Here is a 25,575-nt window from a genome sequence, read left to right on the forward strand (position 1 = left end):
CCGGTGCGGTCGTTGAACGCCCTGAGCGACCGTGTGCCCGCACGCGTGGACCTCGGCATGTCGGTCCGCACGTCTTCGTCAACAACGTGTCGTCCGGCGTCTACGCCGACGCCCTGCTCGACCCCGGCTACCGGGAGGAGAAAGCGCGCGCCTTCGCGGCGGTGGTGCCCGGTTACCTCAAGGGAGAGCAGGGGGTGGAGGCCGGTGTGGACACCCCGCGGGGCCCCGTCGAGTTCCCACTGGTGGTGCTGGTCTCCAACAATTCTTACCATGTCCTCACCCCGCGCCACCTGGGGCGCCGCTTCACCCTCACCGCTGGTCTGCTCGGCGGCATCGTGCTCGAGCGCCCGCCCGATACACCGCCGGACCTCCTCCGGCACCTTCGCAGCCAGCTGCGGCGACAGCAAACGCCAGGGCAGGCGGCTGAGGCAGCCATCCTCTGGACGGCAGCCCGCATCACCTTGCACGGCTCGGAGAAGCAGCTGCACGCAGGTATCGACGGCGAACCCATCACTCTGCCGCTTCCCCTCACCTGTGAAACCCGGCCAGGCGCGCTGTCCCTGCTGTTGCCAAGGGAGCGGCCGGGAACCCCTCCGGAACCCGTACTCAGGCGGCCTCGAACGATGTGCGCAGGTGACATTCCGCGGTGATTTCGCCGTCCGGGCGGCGCAGGAACTGCTGGTGCGGCTGCGGCCAGGCAGCGCCGGCAAGCCCGGACGGTCAGGCCGGCCTCTTACGGGTGCCGGGCGAGAAGGCTTCCCGCAGGAGGGCCCGTTCAGACAGGGGCCTCCTGCTGCGGACCGATGGTGCGGGTGCGCAGTTCTTCGTTGATGCGTTGGGCCTCTTCGAGCTGGTCTTCGAGGATGATGATGCGACAGGCCGCTTCGATCTGGGTGCCGGCGTCGACGAGTTCGCGGGCGCGGGCAGCGATGCGCAGCTGATAGCGGGAGTAACGGCGGTGGCCGCCCTCGGAGCGCAACGGTGTGATCAGACGGTGCTCGCCCAGGGTGCGGAGGAAGGCGGGGGTGGTGCCGAGCATCTCGGCGGCCCGGCCCATGGTGTAGGCGGGGTAATCGTCGTCGTCGAGCCTGTCGACGGGGTGGGTACTGCGAGGGGGCATAGACCTCTTCTTCCGGGGACACGTCCGAGGGGCCCGGGTGCCGTACGGCACCCGGGCCCCGAGCGTTCAACACCATCTGCCGACCGGCTTTACACCGGCCTTCGTTTTCCGCCTGTCCGCCTGGGAGGGCGGAGCTGCGGGGATCGCGGATTCTTGACCGGGGACCACCTTCCGTTCTGGGGCCTGCGGTACCCGGGCGGACGCTTCCCCACCCGGGCGATCCTGATGGTGTCTGCTCCTTACCTCACTCGGTGACAAGGTCGCACTGCTCGTTCTTGCGGTCCTGCGTTGCAGCCCCTCTGGGCCGCCCGGCCCGGCAACCAGCCACGGAACCCACCACTTCCGGCCCCGCCACTCCGCTGCCGTTCCGTGCGCGGCAGGTCGTCTCTGCCGCGCCCTCTTCGACGTCCTGAGTACGAGAGAAACACTACTCCTCCCACCCACCCATGTCTACTGTCACCACCACAGATTTACTCCATCAGCAGGACAGACCAACCTGCCCCGGCTCCGCCCGGAACGCGACCTCCCTCATCGGCCACGCCACCCGCCACCGCGCTCGCCCCCCGCAACGGGCCGGTGAGGCTTACCCGGCCGTGCCAGCGCCGCCCTCGCCGTCCCCGTCCTCGCTCGCTCCGCTCCCACGGTTGACGTGCAGCAGGCAGGCGAGTTCTTCGTCCACGCCGGCCTCACCTGTGACCGCGGTGTGCTCAGCCCAGTCACAGGCGGCGCGGAACCGGGCCACGTCCTGCGCGATCACCTCCTGGACGTCCTCGGCCAGCTGCTCATCGCGCAGAGCCGGCACCCGGTCGTACGCGACAGTCAGGAGCTGATGGCAGACCTTCTTCCAGCCCAGGAACAGCAGCACCTTGATCGTGCACCGCGAGGCCAGGGCAACAGGGAAGTTCCCCAGGGCGTTGCCGGGGACGTCGCCGCCTGCGTCATCCAGCCACTCCTCAGCCTGGAGGTGGGCCCGGTAGAACAGTCCGCACGCTCCGGCCATCGTGAGCGGCACGAAAGGCAGCCTCGGGACAGCGCAGGAAACCGCTCGCCACCTGCGCAGCGACTTAATCGTCCACCGCCAGGTCGTGGATCGCCTCGATCCCTTCCTGCACGGTCTACGGGGTGTCCACCTGCCGGCGCACCTGCCGCTTGGTCAAGTCGCTGCCGCCGGGGTGAGAGCGGCCAGGGCCTGCTGGTGAAAGCCGTGGTACTCCCGTCGCCGAGCGGGCTGCCCGGACGGCGGCAGGCGTAGGGCGTCGGCGGGCAGTGGTTCCGGTCAAAAGCGCTCGCCTGCAGCCGCCATCCGCGGGCCGGCCGGTCGCACGGGACCGCCGAAGAAGGATGGCGTCAGGCATGCGGCCCGGCCGCAGCATGCTGCGGCGGATTATCGTCCTGCCGTTTTGCCTCCGGTCCGCGGGCCCGTAAGAGTGGACGGCCTCTGGCCACCTACCGCGCGCACCGGCGCGTGATCGGGTCTTGCGTCGATGAGGAGAGGACGCCTGGAGCCATGGCCCGTCTCTTACCTCGCACGGTGTTCCCCGACTGCCTCGCCCGCCTGGCGCTGGGGGCAGCGGGGCGGCTGACCACGCCTCTGCTCCCGGACGACTATCTGGCGCTGGCCGATCCGCTGCTGTCGCGGCAGTGGCCGGCCGGGCGCGTGGAGGCGGTACGGGCGGAGACGGCGGAGGCGTCGACCTTGGTGATCCGGCCCGGCCACGGCTGGCGGCCCGCCCGCAGGGCCGGGCAGTACGTACCGGTGGGGGTGCGGATCGACGGAGTGCTGCACTGGCGCACCTACTCGCTCACCACGCCGCCCGGCAGGCCCGGCGCCCCCTTCTCGATCACGGTCAGGGCGCTGCCGGACGGCCGCGTCTCCCAGTACCTGGCCCACCGCCTCCGCCCGGGAGATGTGCTGCGCCTGGGCCCGGCCCAGGGCACCTTCCACCTGCCCGACCCGCCTCCCCGGCGGCTGCTGCTGCTCACCGGCGGGATCGGCATCACCCCGGTCATGGCCATGCTTCGGGCCCTGGCCGGCGGTGGCCGTCCCGCGGAGGGTACCGACGTCCTGCTGGTGCACTCCGCCCCCGACCCCGACCGCACGGTCTTCGGCCCGGAACTGCGGGCGATGGCCGAGCGCCTGCCCTGGTTCCGGCTGCACGAACACCACACCCGCGCCGGCGCCAACCCGTCCGGTCACCTCACCCCGGAACGGCTGCCCGCCCTCTGTCCGGACTGGCGCGAGCGTGCCACCTGGGCCTGCGGTCCCGACGCGCTGTTGGAGGCCGCCGAACGCTTCTGGGCCACCGAAGGACTCGCCGAGTACCTGCACACCGAGCGGTTCCGGCCCGCCCCGCCGCTGCCGCCCAGCGCCGCCGGCACTGCCGCCCCGGGCGCACGCGTGCACTTCGCGGCGAGCGGGGCGGAGAGGGCCGCGGACACCGGTACGCCACTGCTCCACGTGGGGGAGGCTGCCGGGGTGGCCATGCCGAGCGGTTGCCGCATGGGCATCTGCTTCGGCTGCGTCAGCCCGCTCCTGCACGGCCGGGTCCGCGACCTGCGCACCGGCGAAGTGCACGGCGAGCCGGGCGACCTGATCCAGACCTGCGTCTCCGCCGCCCACGGCCCCGTCACCCTCGACCTGTGAAGCCCCGCACCGTCCTGTGAATCTCTGTGCCTTTCACCGGAGGAGCCGTCCACCATGGTCACCGCCCTTTCGACCGAGCCGGTCCTGCCCGATCCCCCCGATGCGCCGCCGCGGAGGATCGACACCGAAACCCTCGGCCGTGCACTCGACCGCATCCGTGCCGACGTCCTCGCCCGCCGCGGCGCCGAGGACGCCCGCTACATCCACACCGTCGTAGCCGTCCACCGCCGCCTGGAAATCGGCGGGCGCGCGGCCTTGGCCGTCTCTCTGCTGCCCCCGGCCTGGCTCGCCGGCACAGCCGCCCTCGCCACCGCCAAGATCCTGGAGAACCTCGAACTCGGGCACAACATCATGCACGGCCAGTGGGACTGGATGCGCGACCCGGCAATCCACTCCACCACCTGGGAGTGGGACAACCCCACCCCCGCCTACGCCTGGAAACACACCCACAACCACCTCCACCACACGTGGACCAACGTCGTCGGCCGCGACCGCGACCTCGGCTTCACCGTCCTACGCATGAGCGAGGACCAACCCTGGCACCCCGCCCACCTCTTCCAGCCCCTCTACACGGCCCTGGGCGCGCCCTTCTTCGAGTGGATGGCCGCCCTGTACGACCTGGAGGCCGACGCCGTCCTCCAACGCCGCAAACCCCTGCGGGCCTTCCTCCGCGACGCCACCAACACCCTGCGCAAGGGAGCCCGCCAGGCCGCCAAGGACTACCTCCTCTTCCCCCTCCTCGCCGGCCCCTCCGCCGTGCCCTGCCTGCTGGGCAACCTCACCGCCAACACCGCGCGCAGCCTGTGGGCCCACACCGTCATCTTCTGCGGCCACTTCCCCGACGGCGTCCGCTCCTTCACCGAAGAGGAAACCGAGGACGAGACCCGCGGCCAGTGGTACCTGCGCCAGGCCCTCGGCTCGGCCAACATCGAGGGCGGCACCGTCTTCCACATCCTCACCGGCAACCTCAGCCACCAGATCGAACACCACCTCTTCCCGGACCTGCCCAGCAACCGCTACGCCGAGATCGCCCCCCGCGTCCGCGAGATCCTCACCGCCCACGGCATCCCGTACACCACCGGCCCCCTCCTCAAGCAGTACGCCTCCACCTGGGCCCGCATCTGCCGCCTGGCCCTGCCCAACGCGCCCAGGACACCGCACGGCAACACGGCTTCCTGAGCGGGCGTTTCTCGCGAATGCCCACCCTCGGCGCCCACCGGGCGACCGTCCCAGAACCCACGTGGAGGTCCTGCCGGGGGCTGGGACGGCGCCGGCGGCGCGGCCGCCGAGGTCCGGCTGAGGGCACGGCTGTCCAATACCAAGAGCCGGCGCGCCAAGCCCACCGCGGACAAGCCGGCGGAGCTCGCCGAACTCGGACTCCCCTGGCCATAGGTGGAGCCGAGAACCGTGACCCCCGGGTCACAGTTGTGCGCGCCCCGCGAACCGGAAGCGAGGCGAGGCGAGCGGCCCCGCCAGTTGCCGGAAGCCGCTCTTTGTGCCTCGACGCTCCTCGGCCTCCGACGGATACGAGTGCCGATCATGGCGCGGGCCCCGAGTCGCTGAAAGGGGAGAAACGTTCGAGCGCTCCGCACGGGTACGGGCTTTTCGCCGTTCAGACCATGTCCGTCACTCGAACTCAGAGCGTCCCACTGGCTGCCGGCCTCGCCGGACTACCCATCGCCGCCATCGTCATCTGTCAGCAAGGTGCTCCCGAAAAAACGACGCAGCGGCGCGTTCGGCTTCCCTCCGTCCGGGGCCGGCAGGCGAGGGGCGCTCCGGCCGCGGGTGTCGACGACGACCGACGTCCCCACCGGTCCGCCCGGGCCGAGGACGGACTCGATCCCACCTGTCCCCTCAGCGGCCATCTCACGCACCGCCTCCTGCACGGCGACTCGCGCAAGATCGTCCTCGCCCGTGACGATGTGCCCGTGGCCCCCGGCAACCACCGGGCCCCCGGGTCACCGGCCGGACATGGACCGCCTCTGCGCGGAGCACCATTTCAAGTGGCGCTCCGGTGTCCTGGAGGACCTGCGCCGCCGGGTCCGCCACTTCGCCGCCGGCACCTGGCAGGAACACACCCCGGCCGTCCGCGACGAAGCCAGCCGCCGCTACGGCGTCTCGCCGAGCGCAACAAGCGCGAGGACGCCAACGCCCTCACCGTCACCCCTGAGGCACTCGACGACTTCATCGACCGGTTCGACGTGCCCTCCGCGGAGGAAGACGTGATCGTCTACACCGGAGACCTGGACACGCTCGTCACGCAACTCTCCACATCCCAGGGGCAGTAGCCCCTCACGCGGCGGCCGGGTCGCCAGCACGGGCCGTGACACCGCAGCTTCAGAAAGCGGGCATTCCGGGTGGTTGGGCCGCACTGGGCTGCGCGCATGAGGAATACGAAGGCGTTCAAGGACGCGGTGGCCCGGACGCTCGCCGAGCTCGCCCGCAAGGGGGTGACCATGGGGCCCACGATGGTCACGGTCGTCATCGAGGCTCGACGAGGCGATCGCCGGACAGCAGCGTGCCGGCCTGCTTGACGTGCTGCAGCACAGGTGAGACCTCCATACTCTGCAGGCCGGCCAAGGAACGTTCCCCTCGTCGATGTCGAAGAACACTGGATGATGCCGGAGTTGACGTCCGCACTTCGCGCCGCGCAGCGTCCCGACGAGAGTCCTCTCCTCAACGAGACGGGCGACAATCAGCAATGCTTGGAGGACCTGGGGCCGGCCGCGTCGCAGCCATGGACGCTCAAGGCATCGACCTGACCGTCAAGACCGTCAGCCGCCCCAAGGACGCGCAGAGCTTCGTTCTTCTGCCGCGGCGTTGGATCCCGCACCGGCCGCACCGGCCGCGGCGGAGCCAGCATCGGCTCGATCACCGCCCACGCCTGATCAGTCAGCTCATGACGACGCACCACAAACCGACCAACTACCAAACGACTTTGCGGACACGACCCAGGCAGTCCTTAGGGTGCCGGGCCAGGTCTCTCACCGAACGCCGGCGTATCGGCGCTCCGGCTGCCCATGGGGAGATCGAGCAGGCCAGTGGCGGGGGCGTGTGACGTGCCGGCGGTGACGGTAGAGCGCATACCCCCCGCCGAGCAGGGCGCAGCACGTCGCCGGTATCCACAGCGCGTGCAGGGCGGCAGCGCTCGCCGCGTAGGCACCGGCAACGCCGCCGCCCGCGAAAGTCACCACGGTGGTGGCCAACAGCACGCCCTTCCACGCCTGGCCGCCTCGGTAGCCGCGGCATCCGAGCAGGACGCCGAGATCAGTCAGCGTTCCGGTCATGTGGCTGGTGCGTAGCACCATGCCGCGGTAGTTGGAGAACATCCCGTTCTGCAGTCCGCAGGCACCGGCGGCCAAGATCATCGCGTACGGAGTGCTCTGCTGTTCGCCGGCAACAAGGGGTGCTGCGCCCAGCAGGGCGGCCTCGATCAGCAGGGCCACCCCGTAGCGGCGGCCGATGGTCTGCGTATGGGGGCCGAGCAGGGCTCCGGCCGCGATCGCACCGCAGAAAAAGGCGATCAGGACCGTTGCGAGATTCGTCAGCCCGCTGAGGTCACCGCCGGTCACGTCCATGCTGGCCTGGGACAACGATCCCGTCACGTGGCTGACCGGGAGGAGCAAGGAGGTGAGGAACACCGAGTTCACGAACCCGGCGACCGCGGCCAGCACCGCGGCGGCGATCACCACGAACCGCTTCAGTCGAGCGTCCTCGGGTGTAGTCATGTATTGCACGGCTCCTGTTGGCTTTCGGGGCGGATGGTCAACAGGGCGACGGTGACCTGTGTACTCTCCCAAGCCTCCTCGAACCAGGTAAAGAGCGGTTGAATGAGCCGTAACAGGCTCTTTAGCCCCATACCGGTGACCGTGGCGTGGCTTCAACATCGCAGGCCAGGGCGTCGAGGACGGCGGTGACCGCGCGATCACCACAGGCCAGGCTCTTTAGATGACGCTTATGGCGATGCGGATCTGGGGTCCTCGGGCGTCAGCCGACCGGTGGGCAAGGCTCCAGCGGAGCGATCGTGTCCTGAGCGGCCGGCCGTCTTGTCTTTGCCGGACCGCTGTCTACCGGGGGGCGGCGGTGCGCGGCGAGCAGGCGGACAGGCATTCGGTTGGCAGCCCCAGACGCGCAGACACTGCGTCGGCTGCCCGGGCTCCCGAGAACAAGGCTCCCTGGATGGAGCTGGTATCACGGTGGTCACCGCAGATGTGGATGCCGGCGATGTGGTCGGGGCGGTGGAATGGGTGGGGGGCGGTCATGGCGGGCAGCGCATGCCGGATGTCGTAGGTGGCCAGATGTTCCCAGCCCTCGGTCGACGTCCTGTGGAGGACGGCCAGGCGGCGGCGGACCTGCGCTTCGGTGACCGCCTCGGCGGAGAGCCCCGCCCGGTGGACGAGGGAAGTGGCGATCAGCGCGCGGCCGGCGGGCGCGTACTCGGGCGCGGCGGCGCTGACGACGACCGTGTTGTCCACGGGCGAGTCGTCGGTGTCGACGATGAGCGTCGGGTCGGTGCTGACCGGGTCGTGTGCGGCGTGGTACCAGGTGGTCACTCCCTTCCACGGTGGTGCGGTCAGCCCGGGGACCAGGGCGGCGGCAGCGGTGGCATCGGTGGCCACCACCACAGCTCGGGTGTGGAGGGTGCCGGCTTCGGTGGTCACACTCTTTGCGGTGACGTCGGTGACGGGGGTGCTCAGGTGCAGCGCTCCGGTGGGGAGCCGCTGGGCGAGTTGCTGGGGGATGGCGGCCATGCCGGCTGCGGGGAGCGCCGATTCGCCGCGGACGAGCATGCGCAGCATCAGATCGACGAAGCGGCCGGAGGTGGCGCCGGCGGGGTCGAGGGTGACGCCGGTGAAGAAGGGCTTGAGCACCTGCTCGATCGTCTGGGCGGACAGGCCCCGTGCCCGCCAGTGCTCGTCCGCCGGGGTGTCGGGGCGGCCCAGCAATGTCGTGGCGGGCAGGGCGGAGACTTCGGCGGCGTAGCGGGCCAGTGCGGCCTTCGCGGTGAGGGACCCGATGGGCGCGCGGAGCATCTGTGGCAGTGCGCGGAGGTCGCGGCGCGGGTCGTGCAAGGTGGTCCGTCGTCCGGCGTGGTGCAGCGTCAGGGCACGGCGGAAGGTCCGCAGGCGCAGTGCGGGCATGTCCAGCAGCTGACGTACCTTCGGGTACGCCGTACTGAGGACTTGAAAGCCCCGGTCCAGCTGGAAGCCGTCGACTCGGTCGGTGCTGACCCGGCCGCCCACAGTTTGCCCCGCCTCCAGGACGGCGACCTCCGCACCGCGGTCGGCCAGTTGCACCGCTGCGGACAGGCCGGCCAGACCGGCGCCCACGATCACGACATCGCACCGTGCCGGTAGCGCACCCACGGGCTTCGCCTCCTCCGCCCGGGCCAGGCCCGGATCGCTGGTTCGCCTTGGCAGTCTGCCTGCCGCGGCCGCCGCTCACGAGGGTGGGGCGGGCCGGCGCCTGGCCACTCCACCCATACGGGCTACCGAAGCTGCCGGGAGGAGGTCGACCGGTGGCGGCCGGGAGGCGGAACCCATCGTCGGCCGTCCTAGGTGGCCGGTGCTTCATGGTCCGGTGCCGCCTGGTGCGCGGGGTGGCCGGCGGTGCGGCGGCGTTCTTTCATCTCCGCCTCGAAGACATGGGTGCGGCCCTCCATCAGTTCCTCGTGCAGCAAGGTACTCACGCGGTGGAACTCGGCGTAGTAGCCCTCGTCGTACTCCTCCACGATTTGGAAGGTCCAGCGGCCGGGCAGCACATTGCGGCCCCGCATCTGCCGGCTCACCTCTTCCGCGAGGTCGTCGCGCCCGGCATCCCGCAGCAGCTTCACGACGTCATCCAGCGCCAGGTCGGCGTGGCCGGTGAGTTGGTGGAAAGAGTACAGGTGCCCGCGGGCCCGCTCGATGGTCTCCAGGGCCTCGGACATTTTGCCCACCGCGGCCACCGCCTCATCACTCGCACCGTCCGGTCTGCGGTGCCGTGATGCGGGCAGCTGCTTACCGGAGTCGGTCACGAGACCTCCTGCTCAGGGGAATGTCTGGCGCGGGTGACGGATCGGGGCAGAGGCCTGCTGCGCATCGGCACCATCAGGCTGCCTTCTCGCAGGGTGTCCGCGATGGCCCGATGGCCGGAGCATAAGCATGGCCGGCTCGCCCGACGGTGTTCGGCCTCCGTGGCACCACCCACAAGGGTGACTTCCCCGCTGGATGGTCGGCCAACTGGAGTGATGTTGCTGTCGCCGGCCGCGAGGCGGCCCCAGGCAGTCACCGCGGTCGGCCCGCTGAGGTCCTGCCGCCGTTGTCCGGCGCGTTGGCGCCGGGGGGGGAGCTCCAACGGTGCCGACTGGTGCACGTGTTGGCCTGGTTTTGGGTGTGGGCGACCATGCGGTGCGGCGATGTATTGACAAGACCGTCTTCTCGCCTCTGCGGCGCCGGTTCAGGGGGCGCGGTCGGCGCGGTGGCGTTCTTGCTGTACGACCTCGTTCAGGTCGGTGAGCCGGTCCAGGCCGCGCAGCGGCTGGGCCAGGCGGGCATTGTGCTGCAGTTGACTGCGATGGCGGTCAAGAAACCACCAGTAGCCGGCCGCGTAGGGGCAGCCGCGGTCGCCGACCCGTTGGTCGGGCCGGTAGGCGCAGCCATGGCACAGATCGCTCATCTTGTCGATGTAGGCGCCGCCGCACACGTACGGCTTGGTCGTCATCCGTCCGCCGTCGGCGTACTGCGACATCCCGATGACGTTGGGCAGCATGACCCAGTCATAGCCGTCAACGAAGTTGCGATGGAACCAGTCGGTGACCTCCGCCGGATGCCATCCGCGCTGCAACGCGTAGTTGCCCAGAATCATCAGACGGGGGATGTGGTGGACCCAGCCGCGGTCGCGGACCTGGGCGAGGACGGTGGACAGGCAGCGGGCCTGGACAGCGTCGGCGTCCAGGTCGAGGAACCAGTCCGGTAGGGGCCGGCGGTGCCGCAGGGTGTTGCTGTGGCGGTAGTTCTTACCGAAGAGCCAGTACAGGTGCCAGACGTACTCCCGCCAGCCGGCGATCTGCCGGATGAAGCCCTCGGCGGAGTTCAGTGGCACCTGTCCGGCGCGGTAGGCGGCCTCCGCCCGTTCGGTGCACTCGGCCGGGTCCAGCAGCCCTAGATTCAGCGGCGCGGACAGCAAGCTGTGGCTCATGGCCCAGTCCTCGGCCAGCATCGCGTCCTCCCACCGCCCGAAGGTGGCGAGGCGCTTGTCGACGAAGCGGGTGAGCGCGCGCAGCGCCTCCCGACGGCTGGCGGGGAAGGTCCGTGGTGCGTCGTGGCCGACGAAGGTCACCTCCCCGTCTGTCTCCCAGCGGTCCAGGTCGCGGCGGACCTCGGCGTCGATGTCATCCTCGCGCGGCAGGTACGGGCCGGGCACGGGCAGGTTCGCCGCGGACGGGGGTGGCTGCCGGTTGTCCGCGTCCCAGTTCCAGCGGCCACCGGCGGGCTGGTCACCGTCCATGAGGAGGTCATGCCGGCGACGCACGGTGCGGTAGAAGTCCTCCAGCCGCAGATGGCCCTGTTCCCGGCGGTCCGTCCCCCCGGCCCAGGCAGCGAAATCTGCCGGCGGCACGAGGAAGCCGCGCGGCGGCTCCACCGTGACCTGCTGCGATCCCGTCACCAAGCGCAGCGCCGCATGCGAGGTGGGGTGGCATACGCTCACCGGAGCATCGCCGACAGCCCGCTCGAGGCCCTCCCGGTAGGTGTCGGCCCGGACATAGCGCACCCGGTCACCGAGTTCTGCGGCCCGGTGCCGCATGGCCGAGAGCATCAGATGCGCCTTGGCCCGGTGGAAACGGCGGCGCTTGAACACGGCCTTGCTCTCGATCATGACCACTTCGCCCTGGTGATCATCGAGGAAGTGCGGCCCCAATTGATCGCCGAACAGCCAGCGGTACCGCGGCTCACCTGCCCCTTGCGTGCCCATGGCCTCATCCTCGGCCCGTTCATCGCGCACGCGCCACTCGGATGTGGGCGCACGAACGGGATCGGAAGCCGGCTGCATCAGTGTGGAGCGTCGGTGATCGACCAGAGCTGGTGGCCGGTGGGACAGGCGTCGTACAGGGCCACGTGGCTGTCGGCGTTGTTCGGGCCCCGCAGTCCCAAGGCGTACTCGGTGCCTGCGAGAATGAACTGAAAGAACTCGCCGTACCGCCGGACAGCCCACTCCTGGCGCGCACCCTGCCGCCCCGCCCCGCTGCTGGTAGACACCGCCGGCGCTCGTCGACCGGATGCGTCTGCGGCACGGGCAGAGACAACACCTACTCCCCCATCCCCTTGCGCCCAGGGGCCGGCCTTTTCGCTCCGGCGCTGTTCAAGTTGCGGGCCGGGCCCTTGAGAGGTGCGTACGGTGGGCCTCACCGCCTGGGCCGACGCTCGAAGGACCGCGCGTCGCAAGGTCCAAAAACGCCGTCCACGCCTACCGTAGGCAACGGCGGCCGTGAACAGCGCAGCGCATGTAAACGAGGCGTGCGGGCGAGCCCACGTACCCGGCGGCGCGAAGGGAGTCGTTCCATGGCAGCCGAGGTGAGCGCGCTGCACGGCAGGACCGCTGTCGTGACCGGAGCGGCCCGGGGCCTGGGCGCGGCGATAGCCAGGGAAATGGCCGACCGCGGTGCCACAGTGGCTCTGCTGGGCCGCGAGAAGCAGACACTGGCCAAGGTCCGGGACTCACTGCCGGGCGAATCCCGGTGCTGGGAGGTCGACGTCACCGATGACGCCGCCATGGCCCGCGCCGCCGCCGAGGTCGGCGAGCGGCTCGGGCCCCCTTCCGTGGTCGTGGCCAACGCCGGCCTGGCGGAAGGCGGGCCCTTCGCGGAGTCCGACCCCGTGTCCTGGCGACGGGTGATCGAGGTGAACCTCATCGGCAGCGCCGTCACCGCCCGCGCCTTTCTCCCGGCGCTGCTCCACACTCGCGGATACTTCCTGCAGGTCGCCTCGCTGGCGTCCATCGGCGCGGCACCCATGATGAGCGCCTACTGTGCCTCGAAGGCCGGCGTGGAATCCTTCGCCCACTCACTGCGCGCGGAACTCGCCCACCAGCACGTGGGCGTCGGCATCGCCTACATCAACTGGACCGACACCGACATGATCCGCGATGCCGACGAGCACGCGGTCCTCCGCGAACTGCGCGGTCACATGCCAAAGCCCGCGCGCAAGGTGTACCCCGTCGCGTATGTCGCCGGCCGGCTGGTGGCCGCGATCGAACGGCGCCGCCCGTCCGTCTACGTACCTTCCTGGCTGCGGGCGACCCAACTGGTACGGGCCGCCATGCCTCCCGTCGTCACCACGCTGTCGCGGCACGAACTGCCGCGTCTGGCCGCCGCCGAACCTTTCGAAGCGACCGGCCTCCTCGGCGCGGGCGGCCACGCGGACAGCGCGGAGGCAGCAGGTGGCGGTACGAATGGCCCGGGCGCCGACCGCTGAGGGGAGCGTGCGGGGAGTTCTACGTGGCCACCACCGCCGGCCCCGAGCTGTGGACGGAGACCGAGCTCGGCGAGGCCGACGGCTTCCAGCCGAGCATGCGGCTGGCCCGCAGGCCGGGCATGCGGCCGATCCGCAGCCTTTCCCCGAAGCCAACCCCTCGCCACAGGCACACGCCTCACCGACACGGGCGCAGGATCTCCCGCCGCCCTGCTGGACGACTTATGCACCGGCCAGAACCGCCGTCGCCTACGGTGCTCAGGTGCTGCACGGCGTGACGCCGGTATCCCGCGGTGTCGTCCGCAAATTCGTCACCGACCTGCTGGACGCCCCCGCCTCCTGACATGCAGCCAGGGCGGACGGAGGCAGACCGTGCCGACGGAACGACCTGCCGCACCCACCCCGTGCCGGCAGGCTTCCGGCTCAGCTCACGCAACGGAAGCGGACAGTGGAAGCGGACAATGGAAGCCTGGCTTGACGAGAAGATCGCACTGATCAGCGGCACTGCAGTGGCGTCGGGGCATCGGTTGCGCGCTTGCCGGCCGAATGCGGGGCGCATGTGGTGGCGACCGACACTCCCCGGCCATAACGAGCGTGAGCCTGCCACGCGACGCTGAACCACCACCGGCCAGGGCTCCGTGCACGACTGCCGGCTCACTCCCATCGCACACGGCCCTCACCACGCACCGTGACCCGACCGCCCGATCCACACCGCGACGCGCTCCTACGCCGCACCGCCGCACCAGCTGCTCGGCGCTCCGGAGAGTGGGTGAAGCGGGACGGCGGCCCGGCTATCGCCCCACAGCGAACCGGTGCGTACAGGCGCGACGAGCAAGACGCCACGCCCGTGAAGGGCCCACTCCTCATCACATGCGCTGGCGACCGGATCCGACGGGCGGGTCGGCGAACACCCCCTGGAGCATGCCGGTGGCCTGGCCGACTTCGATGAGGTAACCGTCTGGGTCGCGCAGATAGCAGCGCAACTCGGCCTTGCGGTCCAGGGGCTCCGTGAGGAACTCCGCGCCTTTGGCGACGGCGTCGGCGTAGAAGGCGCCGATGTCGGCGACGCGGACGTTGAGAAAACTGGACACCGTGTCGTCGTTCTCCGGCGGTACAAGGGTCACGCCGGGCTTGTCGGGGGTGGGCCCGCCTCCGGGATTCATGATGATCCAGCTGTTGGCCACCTTCACGATGACGGGGTTCTCCTCCAGCACGACCTCGCCGCCGAAGACATCGGCGTAGAAGCGCCGCGATGTCGCGACGTCGCGCACGGTCAGGAAGTGGGTGAGGACCAGCCCGTGCTCAGGTGCAGGCAGATCGCCATGAGTCGTCATCGCTGCGGCCCTTTCTGTGGGTGGAGAGCCGGACGGATCACACCGGGCTGCATCATGTACATACCCGGACCGGCCCAGCCCGAGTAGCCCGGCCGGACTCCCCCCATGCCGCCGAGGTCCGGCCGCGCCCCTACCGGTACGGGTGGAAAGGCACCGCGACCGACAGCTCCGGCGCACCGGGCGAGTGCTGTGATTTCCTCAGCAGTGATACCGGCGCCTTGAACTGGATCTGCTCTCCTCCAGCACCAGGCCCCGGTCCTCGGCGGCAAGCTCCTCGAAGCGCACCCGGGTGACGATCCCGACGTTGGCGGCCGATGACACGAGAGTCCGCCCACGCTCCGTTCACCAGCAATACTTGGCCGTACCTTCGCGCACCGTGGCCGTGTTCACGCCGTCCGTCAGGACGGATAATGATCACGCTTAGATGGTGACAACGGCCTCGCCCACCGGCTGAGGTCGACATACGTGTACTCGAAGGGATGTAACTGATGGCTAGGGCTTCTGCACGTCACATTCTCGTGGCCTCTGAAGACAAGGCGAATGAGCTGAAGGCTCAGCTTGAAGCTGGAGCAGATTTCGCCGAGGCCGCCAAGGCGAACTCCACCTGCCCCTCCGGTCGCCAGGGTGGTGACCTCGGTTCGTTCGGCCCCGGGCAGATGGTTCCCGAGTTCGACACCGTCGTCTTCTCTGCTCCCCTCAACACAGTCCAGGGTCCGGTGAAGACTCAGTTCGGGTTTCACCTCATCGAGGTGACCAGCCGCCAGGACTGACGCGATCGCTGCATGCGCAGCAGATCTGCCGACGCCGTGTGCGACTGCCTGCCTCACACCCGAGGCAGGCAGTCCTGACCGGCATGACGCCACGGCCCGCCCGCGCCGCTGTGCAGGGGGGGGCGGGCCGTGGCGCCAACAGGCCATGGAGCATCTCCCTACTTCGAGGCCGTGGCACGCCCGGCCCCTACGTCCGGCACTGTCGGGGCCCGGCTCCGGACGGCCGGCAGCGGTCCTCGGGAAGTCAGGTGCCTGCCGTCCACGCCACTCCCCCATGGTCAATGTCGCCAAGGCCGCCGGACTGGCGGTGCCAGCCTGTCGAGCGCAGGCAAGACCGGTACTCGTACCGGCCCAGCGCGGTGAAGCAGGAACCCGCCGAGACGGTCAGACGACCGTGGTAGGAATCCCCGGCCTTTAGGTTCGCCGCCGGGCCGCAGCAGGCCGGCCGCGCAGTTGAGTTGTTCGAGCGATGCCACGGCCGGTCTCTCGGCACCTACCCCGGCGAGCTGGTCGCCGCCCTACTCACGCTCGCCGGGTTTTGCGCCGAGCTGGCCGCCCACTCAGCTGCCGAACAGTTGTACCGGCGAGCGGTGGAGCTGCTCACCACCGCGCAAGACAGTGCCACACGAAACGTTCTGCTGCTTGAGACGCTGGTGCGGTTGGGTAACGGGCAGCGCCTGCAGGGACACTACGCCGACGCCGAGACGAGCCTGCGCAACGCCGCCCAGTCCTCAGCGCCCTGCAAGCCCCTTCGCTCTCTCAGTGCTCTGCCGGAGTCCGGTCCGGGCGCGCGCGAGTACGCTGCTGCGCCGCGGTAGGCCACGCTCCGGTCGGCCAGCGGCTATGAGAGTGCTCCTGCACCGGCTGGCGGTTGCCGTACTTTCGCTGTGTTTGGCCAGGTGGTCCGGGCGCGCACAGTCCCTGAGTCTGAGCCTGCGATTGTTGTCCGCTGTGGCCGAAAGCCATCTCGACTGGGCAAGACGGGGGCAGTGCGAACTCCGCGCGAGCGGCTTTCGGGCTCAAGAGTTCCGCGTGACGGTCAATCGGATGCTGCCACGGTTGTTGCCGTAGAAGCCCCAGGCGTCATTGGCGTACGCATAAAAGTAGCCGGGTTGGTTGGTGTGGGTTTCGTTGCTACCCACGAGGATGCGTTCGTGGCCGCGATTGCCGGGGGCTCCCTGAAGGCGTACAGCATCGTTGGCGATGTAACCGACGAGGCACATCCACGGGAGGTCCACCTCACGTGGTGCGCCCGGAGCGGTGGCCTCTTGCTGGCGGGTCACGCTGCGGTAGAGCCTGACCCCCTGGCCGATCAGGGTGCCGGCGTGGCGCAGCAGGTCGGTGGGGCGGAGCCGGTCCCATCCGGTGGTGCCCGCAGGGCCCGACCAGATCCACCCGTCCAGCCATTGCCCTGTGGCCTGGAAAGCGTAGCTGCCGGGTTCGAGGTAGAGACCGGTGTCGTTCCACAGTTCGCGGGCGAAGATCTCGACGGTAGCCGTTTCGCCGGGCTGAAGGATTCGGCTGTGCCGATAGGGGCCGCTGGTGATCGGCTGCCGTTCTTGTCGCTGCCGCACCGAGTGGTCCAGTGTCTGGGTAGCGGGCATCGCTCGTTCTGCGCTGTCGGCGGGGAGAACCGGGGGTACGGCGCGCGGCCGCTGCTGCCACACGATCTGCAGCAAGGTGTCCAGCAACGGTTCGGTCAGCAGGGGGACCACGCTGAAGACACCCCGGGTGTCGTCGTGCTGGACGTCGGCCGGGTCCGGGGCGATCTGGCTCAGCGAATGTGCGGAGAAGCGTAGCCCTGCTGCCTTGGATGCCTCGTCGATCATCCACTGCAGGGGGCCGTCGCTCAGGCCGGTCTGCACATGGCCGCCGCCGACGTCCATGTGGCTGCCGGGGAACCAGCGCTGCTCGATGTCCTGACCCACCGCTGTGTTCTCCCACAGCGTGGGGGTGAACGGGCGGCGCCGTTCGTCCATGGCGAGGGCGTGGCGGGCGTGCTTGATGTGCGGATTCAGGGTCACATCGTGTCGGAATTCCAGGCGGCGTGCCGGGACGAGCAGGTTGATGCCGGCCAGGTAGTTGGGGATGCCCAGGGAGCCGACTGTGTCCCAGACACCGATGAAGTCCACCGGCATGGCGGTGGCGTTGTCGGGGTCGAAGTGGAAGCGCATCCCCGTGCGCCATCGCCGGCTGTCGTCGCGAGCCCGGTAGTGGGCGTAGGCACGGCGCACGTATCGGCCAGTGGTGGATGCGTCCAGCCCGCCGATGTCGATCAGGCCGGAGGCAGTGATCAGGCCGGCGAGGCTGCGGGCGGTATAGGCGCCCCGGCTGAAACCGAACAGCGCGATGGTGTCTCCTGGCTGGTAGTTGGTGGCCAGCCACTGGTAGGCGTCGAGGATGTCCTGCGACAAGCCGGCTCCCAGCGCACCGCCCAGCAGTCGGCGCAGCAGGCCGCCTTCGGTTCCCACCCCGGGTTCGTAGTGACTGCGCTGGGGTAGCCCGTGGGCATCCGTGGCCAGCAGGGCGTTGTGCAGGCGACGCACATTGGAGGCCGACGCCATGGACGGATCGAACCAGGTGCCGTCGCAGCACACGACGAGACGTTGCGGCATGGCAGTGCTCCTTCCAGGTGGCACCCCCGTGTCTCCGGTTGTAGCGACGCCCGCTCATCACGTACAGGCAACTTCGTGTGTATGCGGACCGTGCCGACATCGCGTTCCTGCATCAGTGCCCAGCGGAAAGGTGCTGGCGAGGGGGACCGCCTACCACGTCGAACGCAGCCGTAGCGGACATGGGCAGTGGTCTCTACACGGCGTACGTGTCGTTGCGCGACGGTGGCAGACCTCGGCCTGCAACGGCCGGGTTTCTGCGCGGTCGCCCCGGCACCCGGAGTCATTTTGGAGGCGTCGCACGATGAGCACACATCGACCTCGTGCACCTGGAACACCGTCCTGGCCACACTGCGCCTACGGCTCAGATCCTGCTACTGACCCTCTGGGCTGCCGTGGCGTCCGCATCCCCGGCCATACCACGTGCCTTGTCCACTTGGTCGAGGCCGACCGGGCCGCCTACCTGGACTCCTTGTCTCCCCGGCACCGACACCGACCACCGCGGAACCTCTTCGTCGAGCCTCTTCTCGATTCGCTCCTCAACGCCCTGCGCGACCCCTCCACCGGGCATCCCCGCTTCGGCGTCGCTCGGTTCGGATCAGCGACCTTTCAGGGCGACGCCTCCAGGAAGCGTCCGATACGAGGAAGGTGCCCGCCGGGACGAGGTGGGTGAGTACCAACGTGGTGACACCGCAGCGCTTGGCGATAGGGCCGATCAGGGTGACGTCGGTGTGATGACCTCGGCGTCCAGGAGAACGTCGTACGGTAGCCGTCCGGATGCGGCGACCCGATCCGTAAAGGCGCCTGCGCGTCACTCCGTCGTGGTGACCGGGCCGGTGAAGGTCCCCGGGCGGGTGGCACCCGACTGATCCAGCAGCGCACCGCCGTACGGCCAGTCCAGCACGATGTTCCGGCGCTCGTCCGGCGGCGTGATCACTACCTGGTTCGGTGCGAACTTCCGGTCGTCCTCGCGGGTGGACGCGAGGAAGGTGATGTCGAACACGGCCTTCCCGCCGGCGTCGAGCCGGACGGACTCCGGCTTCTTGCTGCTGCGCCGCAGGTCCCAGGTGTCGCCGTGGGCGGTCCGGAGCTGGACGCCGGGGAAGCCGGCCAGGGTGCACCCGGTCGTGCCGGTGTTCGTCAGCACCACCCGGGCGGTCTGCTGCCCGTCGTAGTCCATGTCCGGGCCGCCCTCGAAGGTCGACCACACGGCCTTGAGGTGCTCGCTGGTGCAACTGCGCGCCGACGAGGAACTGTCGGAGGCGCCGCCCGCCTTGGCCTCGACCGCCTTGCCGGAGCCGCCCGTGGACCCGCCGGAGCCGCCGGAGGAACCGCGCGGGTCGGTATTGGGCGTACCACCAGGGTTCGAGTCGACAGTGGGGGTGCCGCCCGGGTGGACGGGCGTGGCGGCCGGGGACGGGCCGCCCTTGGCATCAGTTGTGGTGTCACCGCCTCCACAGGCGGTGAGCGAGAACGCCGCAGCGGCGATCAGCGAAGCCGCCGCGACGGTGCGGGCCCGGCGAACAGCAATCTTGCGCGACATGGAAACCCCCTGGGTGGTTGGAGTGTGTCCGGAACGCGGTGCCTTCCGCGTCCTGCACACCACCCTGTTCACCGCCGCTGATGATCGACTAATGCCTGACTAACACGTTTCCGGTGCACCGCGACGCCGTCGGTCTCTGACCGATGATGAAGATGTTCGACACGCAGATGCAGCTGCGCGCGGGTCAGGCCGGCATCATGCGCTGGGCGCCCCGGCACCCTCCCTCGCCACAACGAGGCCGGCGTCCTCGGTGCCGATGACGTCGCCACCCGCCTGTTCTCTCTCGCCGAAGGGCCGCGCGCCTACAGGACCTTCAAGGCCCGGCAGACAGCGTGATCATAAAGGGGGGCCGAGACGGCGAGCTGTCCGCCTGCGTGCTGGATTCCCAGAGCGTCAAGACCTCCGCAGGCGTGCCCCTGGCCGAGCAGGGCACCGACGCCGGGAAGCGGATCGTCGGCCGCACGCGCCACCTGGGCTGCGACACCCTCGGCCTGCTGCTGACCGTCACGGTCACCGCCGCCAGCGTCTCCGACACCGCGGCCGGCGCGAGGCTGCTGTCCCGCATCGCCGCCGCCTGCCCCCGTATCCGCAAGGCCTGGATGGACGCCGGATACCGCACCACCGCCATCGACCACGGCGCCCGCCTCGCCATCGACGTCGAGCCCGTCTCTCGCCCGCCCGACGCCCGCGGCTTCGTGCACATCCCGCGACGCTGGACCATCGAGCACACCATCGGCTGGCTCATGCACCACCGCAGACTCGCCCGTGACTACGAGAGTCACGCACACCGCCCCGAAGCCGTGATCCAGCTCACAATGAAGCTGCTGACGTTCTCCATCCACCATCCACCCAAGGGCCCCCGGGCCGCTCCGCCGGCAACGCCCCGCGCGGCCGCATCCACCACGTCTTCTCCCTCTCTTGCTCATTTTCCAGAGGCGGTGCGGGTTACCAGCGCCAGAATTCCCTTGCTGCGCAACGCGATCTGCAGTCGACCACCCACCCGGCCTGAGGCCGGCCGATCTCGGCCTCAGCGCCGCCTGGCCACCGCCGGCGGTGGCCAGGCCACAGCGGGCGGGATGACAGATGGGTTAGGTTCGGCCTGCAGATGCTCGGGCGCCGTGACCGGGCACCGTCCGGCGCGATCCGGCTGGAAGGCAGAGGAGAGCCATGCAAGAGCCAACAGAATCAGTCCCGGCCCCCCAGCCCCAAGACCGCGAGGCACCGGACATTCGGAAAGAGGAAGTCGACCAGCTCCGCCGTGAGGTGCGGGACCTGCGCGCCAAGGTCCGCACGCACCCGCTGATTGCCCAGGCGCAGGGCATCGTGCAGGAGCGCTACCGGCTGCCGGACGCGCACAGTGCCTTTGAGCTGATGAAACGCTGCGCACAGCGGCACAACCTCAAATTGCGGACCCTGGCGTCTGCCGTGGTGACCGTCCCCCGCCCCGACGGGGAGCAGGGCCTGTGGTTCCCGGGCCGCTCCGGCCGGAGACCGCCGGCACTGCGGTTCCTGCCGGGTCACCGGCCGGACAAGGTCAACCGCAGCACCGTCCTGAAGCGGGTGCTCCACCAAGCGCGGACACTCACCGACGCGCCGATGGGTGACCTGCAGACCGTGGAACCGTCGCTCGGGCTGCGGATGGAGCACCATTACGGCCTCAGTGAGGAGTTCCTGGACTTCTTCGCCGTAGTCGACGAGGGCACTTCCTGCTTCAAGGCCGCCCAGAGCCGGACCCGCGTCGCCTCCGACGTCGCCACCGACCCAGCCGTCAGCGAACCGTCCCGCGAAATGATCTGGTCGGTCGGCAGCCGCACCACCCACAGCCTGCCGATGCTCTCCACCACCGGGCGCGCCCTCGGGGTGTTCTCCCTCCATCTCCCCCGGGCGAATCAGGACCTCACCCGGGGACAGGCCACCGCCTTGGACGCCATCGCCCTGCAAGCCGGCCGGTGGCTGGACTGGCACCAGCACACCGTCGTCCTGAACGCCCTGGAAGACCTCCACCGACACGGCACGGTCCTGCGGGCCGCACCGCGCCGATACCCGTCCGACGACGGCACCGGATAGCTTCCAATGATTGCGGCCCGTACGGGCTGGGGCCCGCCGCCGTTGCCGACTTCCTGAGGACGGCGGTCCGGAGGGGGCGGTCCGGAGGGGGCGGAAGGACGGCGGTCCGGAGGGGGTGGCGGACCGGTTCCTCACCGGCTGCCCTATCCGCCCCTTTTCACGGACAGCAGCAGGAAGGTGGCATACGAGGTCAGCAATGCTGTGCAAGCCGTCCTGGCGGTCTTCCCCCGTCCTGGTGGCACGGGGGAAGACCGCCAGGACGGCTGATGTGCGTTCTGGCCGCAGGCACGTCAAGTGCCCCTGCTGGGGAGTGTCCCTCTCGGCCCCACGTGGTGATCTCAGGGCAAGATCTGAGAATGAGCTTTGGCCCCCACCTCTTGGCCCCTCGGCGCATGGGCTTGACCTTGCCCGTAGGTGAAGGCTGACGGTGTGCAGGCAACCGGGCCGGCGAACCACGCGGTCCTGGCTCAGCCGAACACAGGCCAGGGAGCTTGTATGGGATCGCGCTGCGTCATTCTCGACATCGGCGGAGGTCTGGAGATCACGCCCCCACGGGGTGGAAGCAGCAATGGGAGGAGCGGCTCGGACCGCCGGTGGGCAGCGTGGACCAGCACTGCATGACGTCTGGCAGGCCGTAGCGATCGGAACGATCAGCGAAGCCGAATGTGGAGTTGATCGAGTATGTGCGCGGGCTGCGCTCCGGCCAGACCCGGCGTCTGTGGCACACGTGCAAACGCCAGCGGACCGAGGTCGGAGACCTGCTCCCCGACCTGATCCGCGAATCGGGCCGCGCCTGGGGATGCGGATGCGGATGCGGGCCAAGGCTCAGTTCGGGAGTAGGCCTGTCGGCATGCCGGGATGGCTGCCTTGATGCCTCGGCCACGCAGGTACGCGCGGATCTCCGTCGACGAGTAACCCTTGTCCGCCGCGAGGGCCGGTGCCGGAGCTGGGATCGGCCCAGTTGACCTGAGCAGGACGGGCTGTGCGTGGGGAAGCCGGGAGACCAGCCGGGTACGCAGGGCGGGCAGCAGCCCGCGGCCCGGGCTGGTGGGCATGCCGATCACCAGGGTGCGCAGCTCGGCGGCCCTTGCCTCCTCCACCGCTGCCTCGGCGGCCTCCCGTGCGGCCAGTACTCCGCGGGCATGCGGCAGCAGGGCTTCTACCACCACGGTCAACCGCACTGCCCGTCGGTCCCGGTGGAACAGCCGCGCGCCCACCTGTTTCTCCAGCGTCCGTAGCGGCTGACCCGGGCGCTGCTTCCGCAGATGCCGGAGCGGGGCAGCGGTTCGATCGTGAACGTCAGCTACTTCGGCGGACAGCTGTCCTTCGCCGGGTTCTCCGCGTACAGCGCAACCAAGGCGGCGCTGGAGCAGTTGTCGGAGGGCCTGGCCGACGAAGTGGCGCCGTTCGGCATGAAGGTGCTGATCGTGGAGCCCGGCGCGTTCCGCACCAACCTGTTCGGCAGGGGCGCGGCCCTCCTTTCCCAGGAGCACCCGGCATACGCGGAGAAGGTCGGCGCCACTCGGAAGGCGGTGCTGCGCGGGGACGGTATGCAGGCCGGGGCCCCTGCGAAGGCCGCAGCGGCGATCCGACTGGCCCTGGATGCTGAGAACATCCCGCTGCGGCTTGCCCTCGGCGGCGACGCGGTGGACGCCCTCATCGGGCACCTGGACCCGGTGCGGGCGGAACTCGCCGCGCGGGAAGAGGTCTCCCGAGGGACGGACTTCGACACTCCGTGACGCCTCAGGGCAGCGCGGGACCTGTCCGCGCAGGCACAGTCCATTCCTGCGCGGTCTTGGTGGCGGCAACGCCACCAGGAGCACGGTGGCCCGGAACGCCACCGTGCCTTGGGCCCGCGATACCTCGGCGGATTCGGTGGGCCCTGTCCGAGCGTCCGGTTCGCTTCCGTCAGCGGGCCGCCAGGTGCGGATTTCCAGGTGCGTGATGTGCGCGGCAGGGTCGATGCAGCCGGTTTCCACCAGCCCTTGGTGGATGGCGGTGGTGATGTCGCCGTCGACGCCATCCACCCGTGCGGCGAAGCCGCCGGTGGCGGCGGAGGCGTAGGAGCGTTCTTCGGTGTGGCCAGTGCGCTGGATGACGTCGCGGCGGATGCCTGATGAGTCGGCGCGACTGCCGAAGGAGTACAGGAAGCCGGTGTTGTTCATGCGGACGGTGAAGGCCAGGCGCAGGTGATCAGGACGGCTTTGGAGCGGACGCGGGCGCGGGTGCCAGCGGCGGTGGTGCGGCGGTGATATGCCGAGCAGCCAGGACAGTCAGGGCGGCCAGTTCACTGAAGGTCCGTGATTCCTGCGGCTTGAGCGGCGTACGCGGTATGCCGTGCCGTTCCGCGAATAATTAGCAATTCACGTCACTTCCGTCGCAGGCGGCAGACTGAAGATTGAATTCCGCATTCAGCAGCATTACCCATACTTTAATCGGCACTGTTGACTTTCCCGAGGGATAGCGGCAGCCTTTCATCACGGTGGTGTTCGGCTTGCTGGGAACGAACATGTCGTCGATTTCGCAGCACCGATAGCCGTCGCACACACTGGCGGCAGAAAGGAAACCACCGTCGACCCGACTGGCCGGCTCTGGTGTATCGGATTGACCGACGCAGGGCACAGGGGCGGCATTCGCATACTCGTTCGCCTATCCGTACCCATGACGACACCGTGCAGCAGACTCCCGCGGAGTCCGTCCGGACGGTCACGAGAGAACAGAATCCGCCAGCTGCGGACCCTTCTGACCCTACAACGTCCGTGGAGGCAAGTATGGCGGCCACGACCAGGCAACTGTTCGTTAACTCACCAGCCAACAGGACCGTCACAGTGGACCTGGGGGCAACCACCACATTCGTGGCATGGGGTTCGATCACGATGCTCGACCCGCGAATTCAATTCGACCGGGACAACGCCGTCGTGATCGACATACCTTTCATCGACGGAAATCGAACGAACACTCAAGTTTTCGGAGGTGACCACTGGGGGGATGCCGGCGCCTTCAGCAACGTCCACGATTCAGCAATCGTTCGCTTCGGCCGGACCGTCACCTTCAGGATGCGCACCTTCGGACCCGACATTGACGCCATGGGTTGCGGAATTGTCATCACCAATCCATGACGCTTGAGAGGGAAGCCAATGCCGAGGTACTTCGTCTACGACAAGGAAAACGGTCGCGTTGTGCATGTGCACGAGACGTATGACGCGACGAGTGGCACCACCCGTCCGTGCTCACGGGAAGAAGTGTTCGCGGTTGTGGACGCGGCGCTGAACAAAGAGAAGCTGGACATACTGCAGTCCGAGTTCGAGCCGGAGGCCGGCTCCGGGGAGCTGCGTGTCGATCTCACCACTCAGAAAGTGGTGGCGGCCGGGGTGCCGAACGGGTAGCCGGTTCAGCATCCTGACGGCGTCCGCGTTCGACGTGGTTGCGCCACGCGAGGTGGGCACATCCGGAGCGCCTGGTGCTCCGGATGTGCCCCCCTCGCGCGCCACGTACCGGTCTCGATGCGTTACGGGACGTTCAACGTCGTTCCTCCGCCTGCCCGCCGGCCAGACGGAGGAACGACGCATCACCGCCTGGCCCGGTCGATCAACCGGGCCAATCGCTTGCCGGAGTCACGCAGACTCCCTGGACCGGCTCAGGCCCGGGATACGACTCGCCCCGCCGCTGGCATGCCGCCCCAAGGTCGGCGCGACTGTCCGCGGTCGTCATGAGGCACTACTTTCTCGCTCGTGCTGAGCGAGCCAGTCGCAGGGTTGGCTCACCCAGGGGTGTCGGCGGCGAACAGTCTCGTGCGCACCGTTACGGTCCGGGACCTCGGGCGGTCCGAGGCCTCGGGCGGTCCTGGACCTCTGGCGGTCCGGGGCGCACGGTTCGGTGGGGTCTGGCGGCCGGTTCTGCGGGTGGGTGAAAGCCGAGCAGGCAGTCATCCCTGCTGATCACAGGGCGTCGGTCAACTACCGCTCTTGGAGAGGCTTCACCACCGGGCACTCCTCACACTGCGATCCCAGTCGCTGGTCGACCTGGCGCGTCTTGG

At 69.3% G+C, this 25,575-nt stretch carries 21 protein-coding genes and 3 pseudogenes; 13 read left to right on the plus strand and 11 right to left on the minus strand.

Translation table 11 applies throughout. The features are described from left to right. Positions 1–86 precede the first annotated feature (86 nt). Positions 87–650: a hypothetical protein gene (locus tag ACIGQF_RS31680; protein WP_399717696.1), complete on the plus strand. Its 564-nt coding sequence runs from the start codon at positions 87–89 to the stop codon at positions 648–650. 125 nt (positions 651–775) lie between these two features. On the opposite strand, the gene ACIGQF_RS31685 is transcribed toward ACIGQF_RS31680, so the two are convergent. Beyond that, positions 776–1,120: a MerR family transcriptional regulator gene (locus ACIGQF_RS31685; RefSeq protein ID WP_399717417.1), complete on the minus strand. Its 345-nt coding sequence runs from the start codon at positions 1,118–1,120 to the stop codon at positions 776–778. Between the two features lie 583 nt (positions 1,121–1,703). Further along, the gene (locus ACIGQF_RS31690; protein ID WP_399717419.1) at positions 1,704–2,132 is read right to left on the minus strand and encodes a DUF6192 family protein; all 429 of its coding nucleotides are present in this window, start codon (positions 2,130–2,132) and stop codon (positions 1,704–1,706) included. Between the two features lie 519 nt (positions 2,133–2,651). Between ACIGQF_RS31690 and ACIGQF_RS31695 the strand changes: the two genes are divergently transcribed. The 4 genes from ACIGQF_RS31695 (at position 2,652) to ACIGQF_RS31710 (ending at position 6,298) form a co-directional block, all read left to right on the plus strand. After that, the gene (locus tag ACIGQF_RS31695; RefSeq protein ID WP_399717422.1) at positions 2,652–3,764 is read left to right on the plus strand and encodes a ferredoxin reductase; all 1,113 of its coding nucleotides are present in this window, start codon (positions 2,652–2,654) and stop codon (positions 3,762–3,764) included. Positions 3,765–3,818: 54 nt separating this feature from the next. Then, entirely contained in the window at positions 3,819–4,943 is a 1,125-nt protein-coding gene (locus ACIGQF_RS31700; protein ID WP_399717425.1) for a fatty acid desaturase family protein, read from the plus strand. An 824-nt stretch (positions 4,944–5,767) separates the two neighbouring features. After that, complete coding sequence (locus tag ACIGQF_RS31705; protein WP_399717428.1) at positions 5,768–6,052, plus strand: hypothetical protein; 285 nt, start codon at positions 5,768–5,770, stop codon at positions 6,050–6,052. 96 nt (positions 6,053–6,148) lie between these two features. After that, on the plus strand, positions 6,149–6,298 hold the full coding sequence (locus ACIGQF_RS31710) for a hypothetical protein (protein ID WP_399717430.1): 150 nt from the start codon (positions 6,149–6,151) through the stop codon (positions 6,296–6,298). A gap of 290 nt (positions 6,299–6,588) precedes the next feature. Here ACIGQF_RS31710 and ACIGQF_RS31715 read toward each other — a convergent pair. From ACIGQF_RS31715 to ACIGQF_RS31740, 6 genes and pseudogenes are all read right to left on the minus strand, one after another. Continuing rightward, positions 6,589–6,696, minus strand: a pseudogene (locus tag ACIGQF_RS31715) (IS5/IS1182 family transposase); the annotation flags it as partial. Positions 6,697–6,748: 52 nt separating this feature from the next. Further along, on the minus strand, positions 6,749–7,492 hold the full coding sequence (locus tag ACIGQF_RS31720) for a YoaK family protein (RefSeq protein WP_399717433.1): 744 nt from the start codon (positions 7,490–7,492) through the stop codon (positions 6,749–6,751). Between the two features lie 339 nt (positions 7,493–7,831). Then, complete coding sequence (locus tag ACIGQF_RS31725; protein ID WP_399717435.1) at positions 7,832–9,130, minus strand: NAD(P)/FAD-dependent oxidoreductase; 1,299 nt, start codon at positions 9,128–9,130, stop codon at positions 7,832–7,834. 188 nt (positions 9,131–9,318) lie between these two features. Beyond that, the gene (locus ACIGQF_RS31730; RefSeq protein WP_399717437.1) at positions 9,319–9,780 is read right to left on the minus strand and encodes a hypothetical protein; all 462 of its coding nucleotides are present in this window, start codon (positions 9,778–9,780) and stop codon (positions 9,319–9,321) included. Between the two features lie 422 nt (positions 9,781–10,202). Next, on the minus strand, positions 10,203–11,717 hold the full coding sequence (locus tag ACIGQF_RS31735) for a cryptochrome/photolyase family protein (RefSeq protein WP_399717440.1): 1,515 nt from the start codon (positions 11,715–11,717) through the stop codon (positions 10,203–10,205). 77 nt (positions 11,718–11,794) lie between these two features. Next, positions 11,795–12,001 carry a hypothetical protein gene (locus ACIGQF_RS31740; RefSeq protein WP_399717443.1) on the minus strand — a complete coding sequence of 69 codons (207 nt, stop codon included), beginning with the start codon at positions 11,999–12,001 and terminating at the stop codon, positions 11,795–11,797. A 303-nt stretch (positions 12,002–12,304) separates the two neighbouring features. Here ACIGQF_RS31740 and ACIGQF_RS31745 point away from each other — a divergent pair, with 303 nt between their 5' ends. Continuing rightward, a complete protein-coding gene (locus ACIGQF_RS31745; RefSeq protein WP_399717446.1) occupies positions 12,305–13,216 on the plus strand; it encodes an SDR family oxidoreductase in 912 nt (303 codons plus the stop codon). Positions 13,217–14,079: 863 nt separating this feature from the next. On the opposite strand, the gene ACIGQF_RS31750 is transcribed toward ACIGQF_RS31745, so the two are convergent. After that, a complete protein-coding gene (locus ACIGQF_RS31750; RefSeq protein ID WP_399717448.1) occupies positions 14,080–14,547 on the minus strand; it encodes a VOC family protein in 468 nt (155 codons plus the stop codon). Between the two features lie 488 nt (positions 14,548–15,035). Between ACIGQF_RS31750 and ACIGQF_RS31755 the strand changes: the two genes are divergently transcribed. Next, on the plus strand, positions 15,036–15,317 hold the full coding sequence (locus tag ACIGQF_RS31755; protein WP_399717451.1) for a peptidylprolyl isomerase: 282 nt from the start codon (positions 15,036–15,038) through the stop codon (positions 15,315–15,317). A 1,019-nt stretch (positions 15,318–16,336) separates the two neighbouring features. Here ACIGQF_RS31755 and ACIGQF_RS31760 read toward each other — a convergent pair. Both ACIGQF_RS31760 and ACIGQF_RS31765 read right to left on the minus strand, forming a co-directional pair. Continuing rightward, entirely contained in the window at positions 16,337–17,932 is a 1,596-nt protein-coding gene (locus ACIGQF_RS31760; RefSeq protein ID WP_399717454.1) for a DUF2235 domain-containing protein, read from the minus strand. 808 nt (positions 17,933–18,740) lie between these two features. After that, positions 18,741–19,472, minus strand: a complete 732-nt coding sequence (locus ACIGQF_RS31765; protein ID WP_399717456.1) for a DUF4232 domain-containing protein — start codon at positions 19,470–19,472, stop codon at positions 18,741–18,743. Positions 19,473–19,819: 347 nt separating this feature from the next. Here ACIGQF_RS31765 and ACIGQF_RS31770 point away from each other — a divergent pair. From ACIGQF_RS31770 to ACIGQF_RS31795, 6 genes and pseudogenes are all read left to right on the plus strand, one after another. Then, positions 19,820–20,290 (plus strand): annotated as a pseudogene (locus ACIGQF_RS31770) (transposase); the annotation flags it as partial. Between the two features lie 349 nt (positions 20,291–20,639). Further along, positions 20,640–21,539, plus strand: a complete 900-nt coding sequence (locus ACIGQF_RS31775) for an ANTAR domain-containing protein (RefSeq protein ID WP_399717459.1) — start codon at positions 20,640–20,642, stop codon at positions 21,537–21,539. Positions 21,540–22,777: 1,238 nt separating this feature from the next. Further along, a pseudogene (locus ACIGQF_RS31780) lies at positions 22,778–23,278 on the plus strand (SDR family NAD(P)-dependent oxidoreductase); the annotation flags it as partial. Positions 23,279–23,476: 198 nt separating this feature from the next. Then, positions 23,477–23,656 (plus strand): hypothetical protein, encoded by a 180-nt coding sequence (locus ACIGQF_RS31785; protein WP_399717463.1) that lies wholly within the window; start codon positions 23,477–23,479, stop codon positions 23,654–23,656. A 654-nt stretch (positions 23,657–24,310) separates the two neighbouring features. Then, positions 24,311–24,658, plus strand: coding sequence for a hypothetical protein (locus tag ACIGQF_RS31790; RefSeq protein WP_399717465.1), 348 nt, complete (start codon positions 24,311–24,313; stop codon positions 24,656–24,658). Between the two features lie 18 nt (positions 24,659–24,676). Beyond that, a complete protein-coding gene (locus tag ACIGQF_RS31795) occupies positions 24,677–24,925 on the plus strand; it encodes a hypothetical protein (RefSeq protein WP_399717468.1) in 249 nt (82 codons plus the stop codon). The last annotated feature ends 650 nt before the right edge of the window (positions 24,926–25,575 follow it).

Source organism: Streptomyces sp. NPDC053560 (genome assembly GCF_044544605.1).
Classification (GTDB): Bacteria; Actinomycetota; Actinomycetes; order Streptomycetales; family Streptomycetaceae; genus Streptomyces.

Excerpts from the sequence above, each read along its gene's own strand:
- ACIGQF_RS31685 (WP_399717417.1), bottom strand. The coding sequence starts at position 1,120 with ATGCCCCCTCGCAGTACCCACCCCGTCGACAGGCTCGACGACGACGAT.
- ACIGQF_RS31700 (WP_399717425.1), top strand. The coding sequence starts at position 3,819 with ATGGTCACCGCCCTTTCGACCGAGCCGGTCCTGCCCGATCCCCCCGAT.
- ACIGQF_RS31710 (WP_399717430.1), top strand. The coding sequence starts at position 6,149 with ATGAGGAATACGAAGGCGTTCAAGGACGCGGTGGCCCGGACGCTCGCC.
- ACIGQF_RS31720 (WP_399717433.1), bottom strand. The coding sequence starts at position 7,492 with ATGACTACACCCGAGGACGCTCGACTGAAGCGGTTCGTGGTGATCGCC.
- ACIGQF_RS31735 (WP_399717440.1), bottom strand. The coding sequence starts at position 11,717 with ATGGGCACGCAAGGGGCAGGTGAGCCGCGGTACCGCTGGCTGTTCGGC.
- ACIGQF_RS31745 (WP_399717446.1), top strand. The coding sequence starts at position 12,305 with ATGGCAGCCGAGGTGAGCGCGCTGCACGGCAGGACCGCTGTCGTGACC.
- ACIGQF_RS31750 (WP_399717448.1), bottom strand. The coding sequence starts at position 14,547 with ATGACGACTCATGGCGATCTGCCTGCACCTGAGCACGGGCTGGTCCTC.
- ACIGQF_RS31755 (WP_399717451.1), top strand. The coding sequence starts at position 15,036 with ATGGCTAGGGCTTCTGCACGTCACATTCTCGTGGCCTCTGAAGACAAG.
- ACIGQF_RS31760 (WP_399717454.1), bottom strand. The coding sequence starts at position 17,932 with ATGCCGCAACGTCTCGTCGTGTGCTGCGACGGCACCTGGTTCGATCCG.
- ACIGQF_RS31765 (WP_399717456.1), bottom strand. The coding sequence starts at position 19,472 with ATGTCGCGCAAGATTGCTGTTCGCCGGGCCCGCACCGTCGCGGCGGCT.
- ACIGQF_RS31775 (WP_399717459.1), top strand. The coding sequence starts at position 20,640 with ATGCAAGAGCCAACAGAATCAGTCCCGGCCCCCCAGCCCCAAGACCGC.
- ACIGQF_RS31790 (WP_399717465.1), top strand. The coding sequence starts at position 24,311 with ATGGCGGCCACGACCAGGCAACTGTTCGTTAACTCACCAGCCAACAGG.
- ACIGQF_RS31795 (WP_399717468.1), top strand. The coding sequence starts at position 24,677 with ATGCCGAGGTACTTCGTCTACGACAAGGAAAACGGTCGCGTTGTGCAT.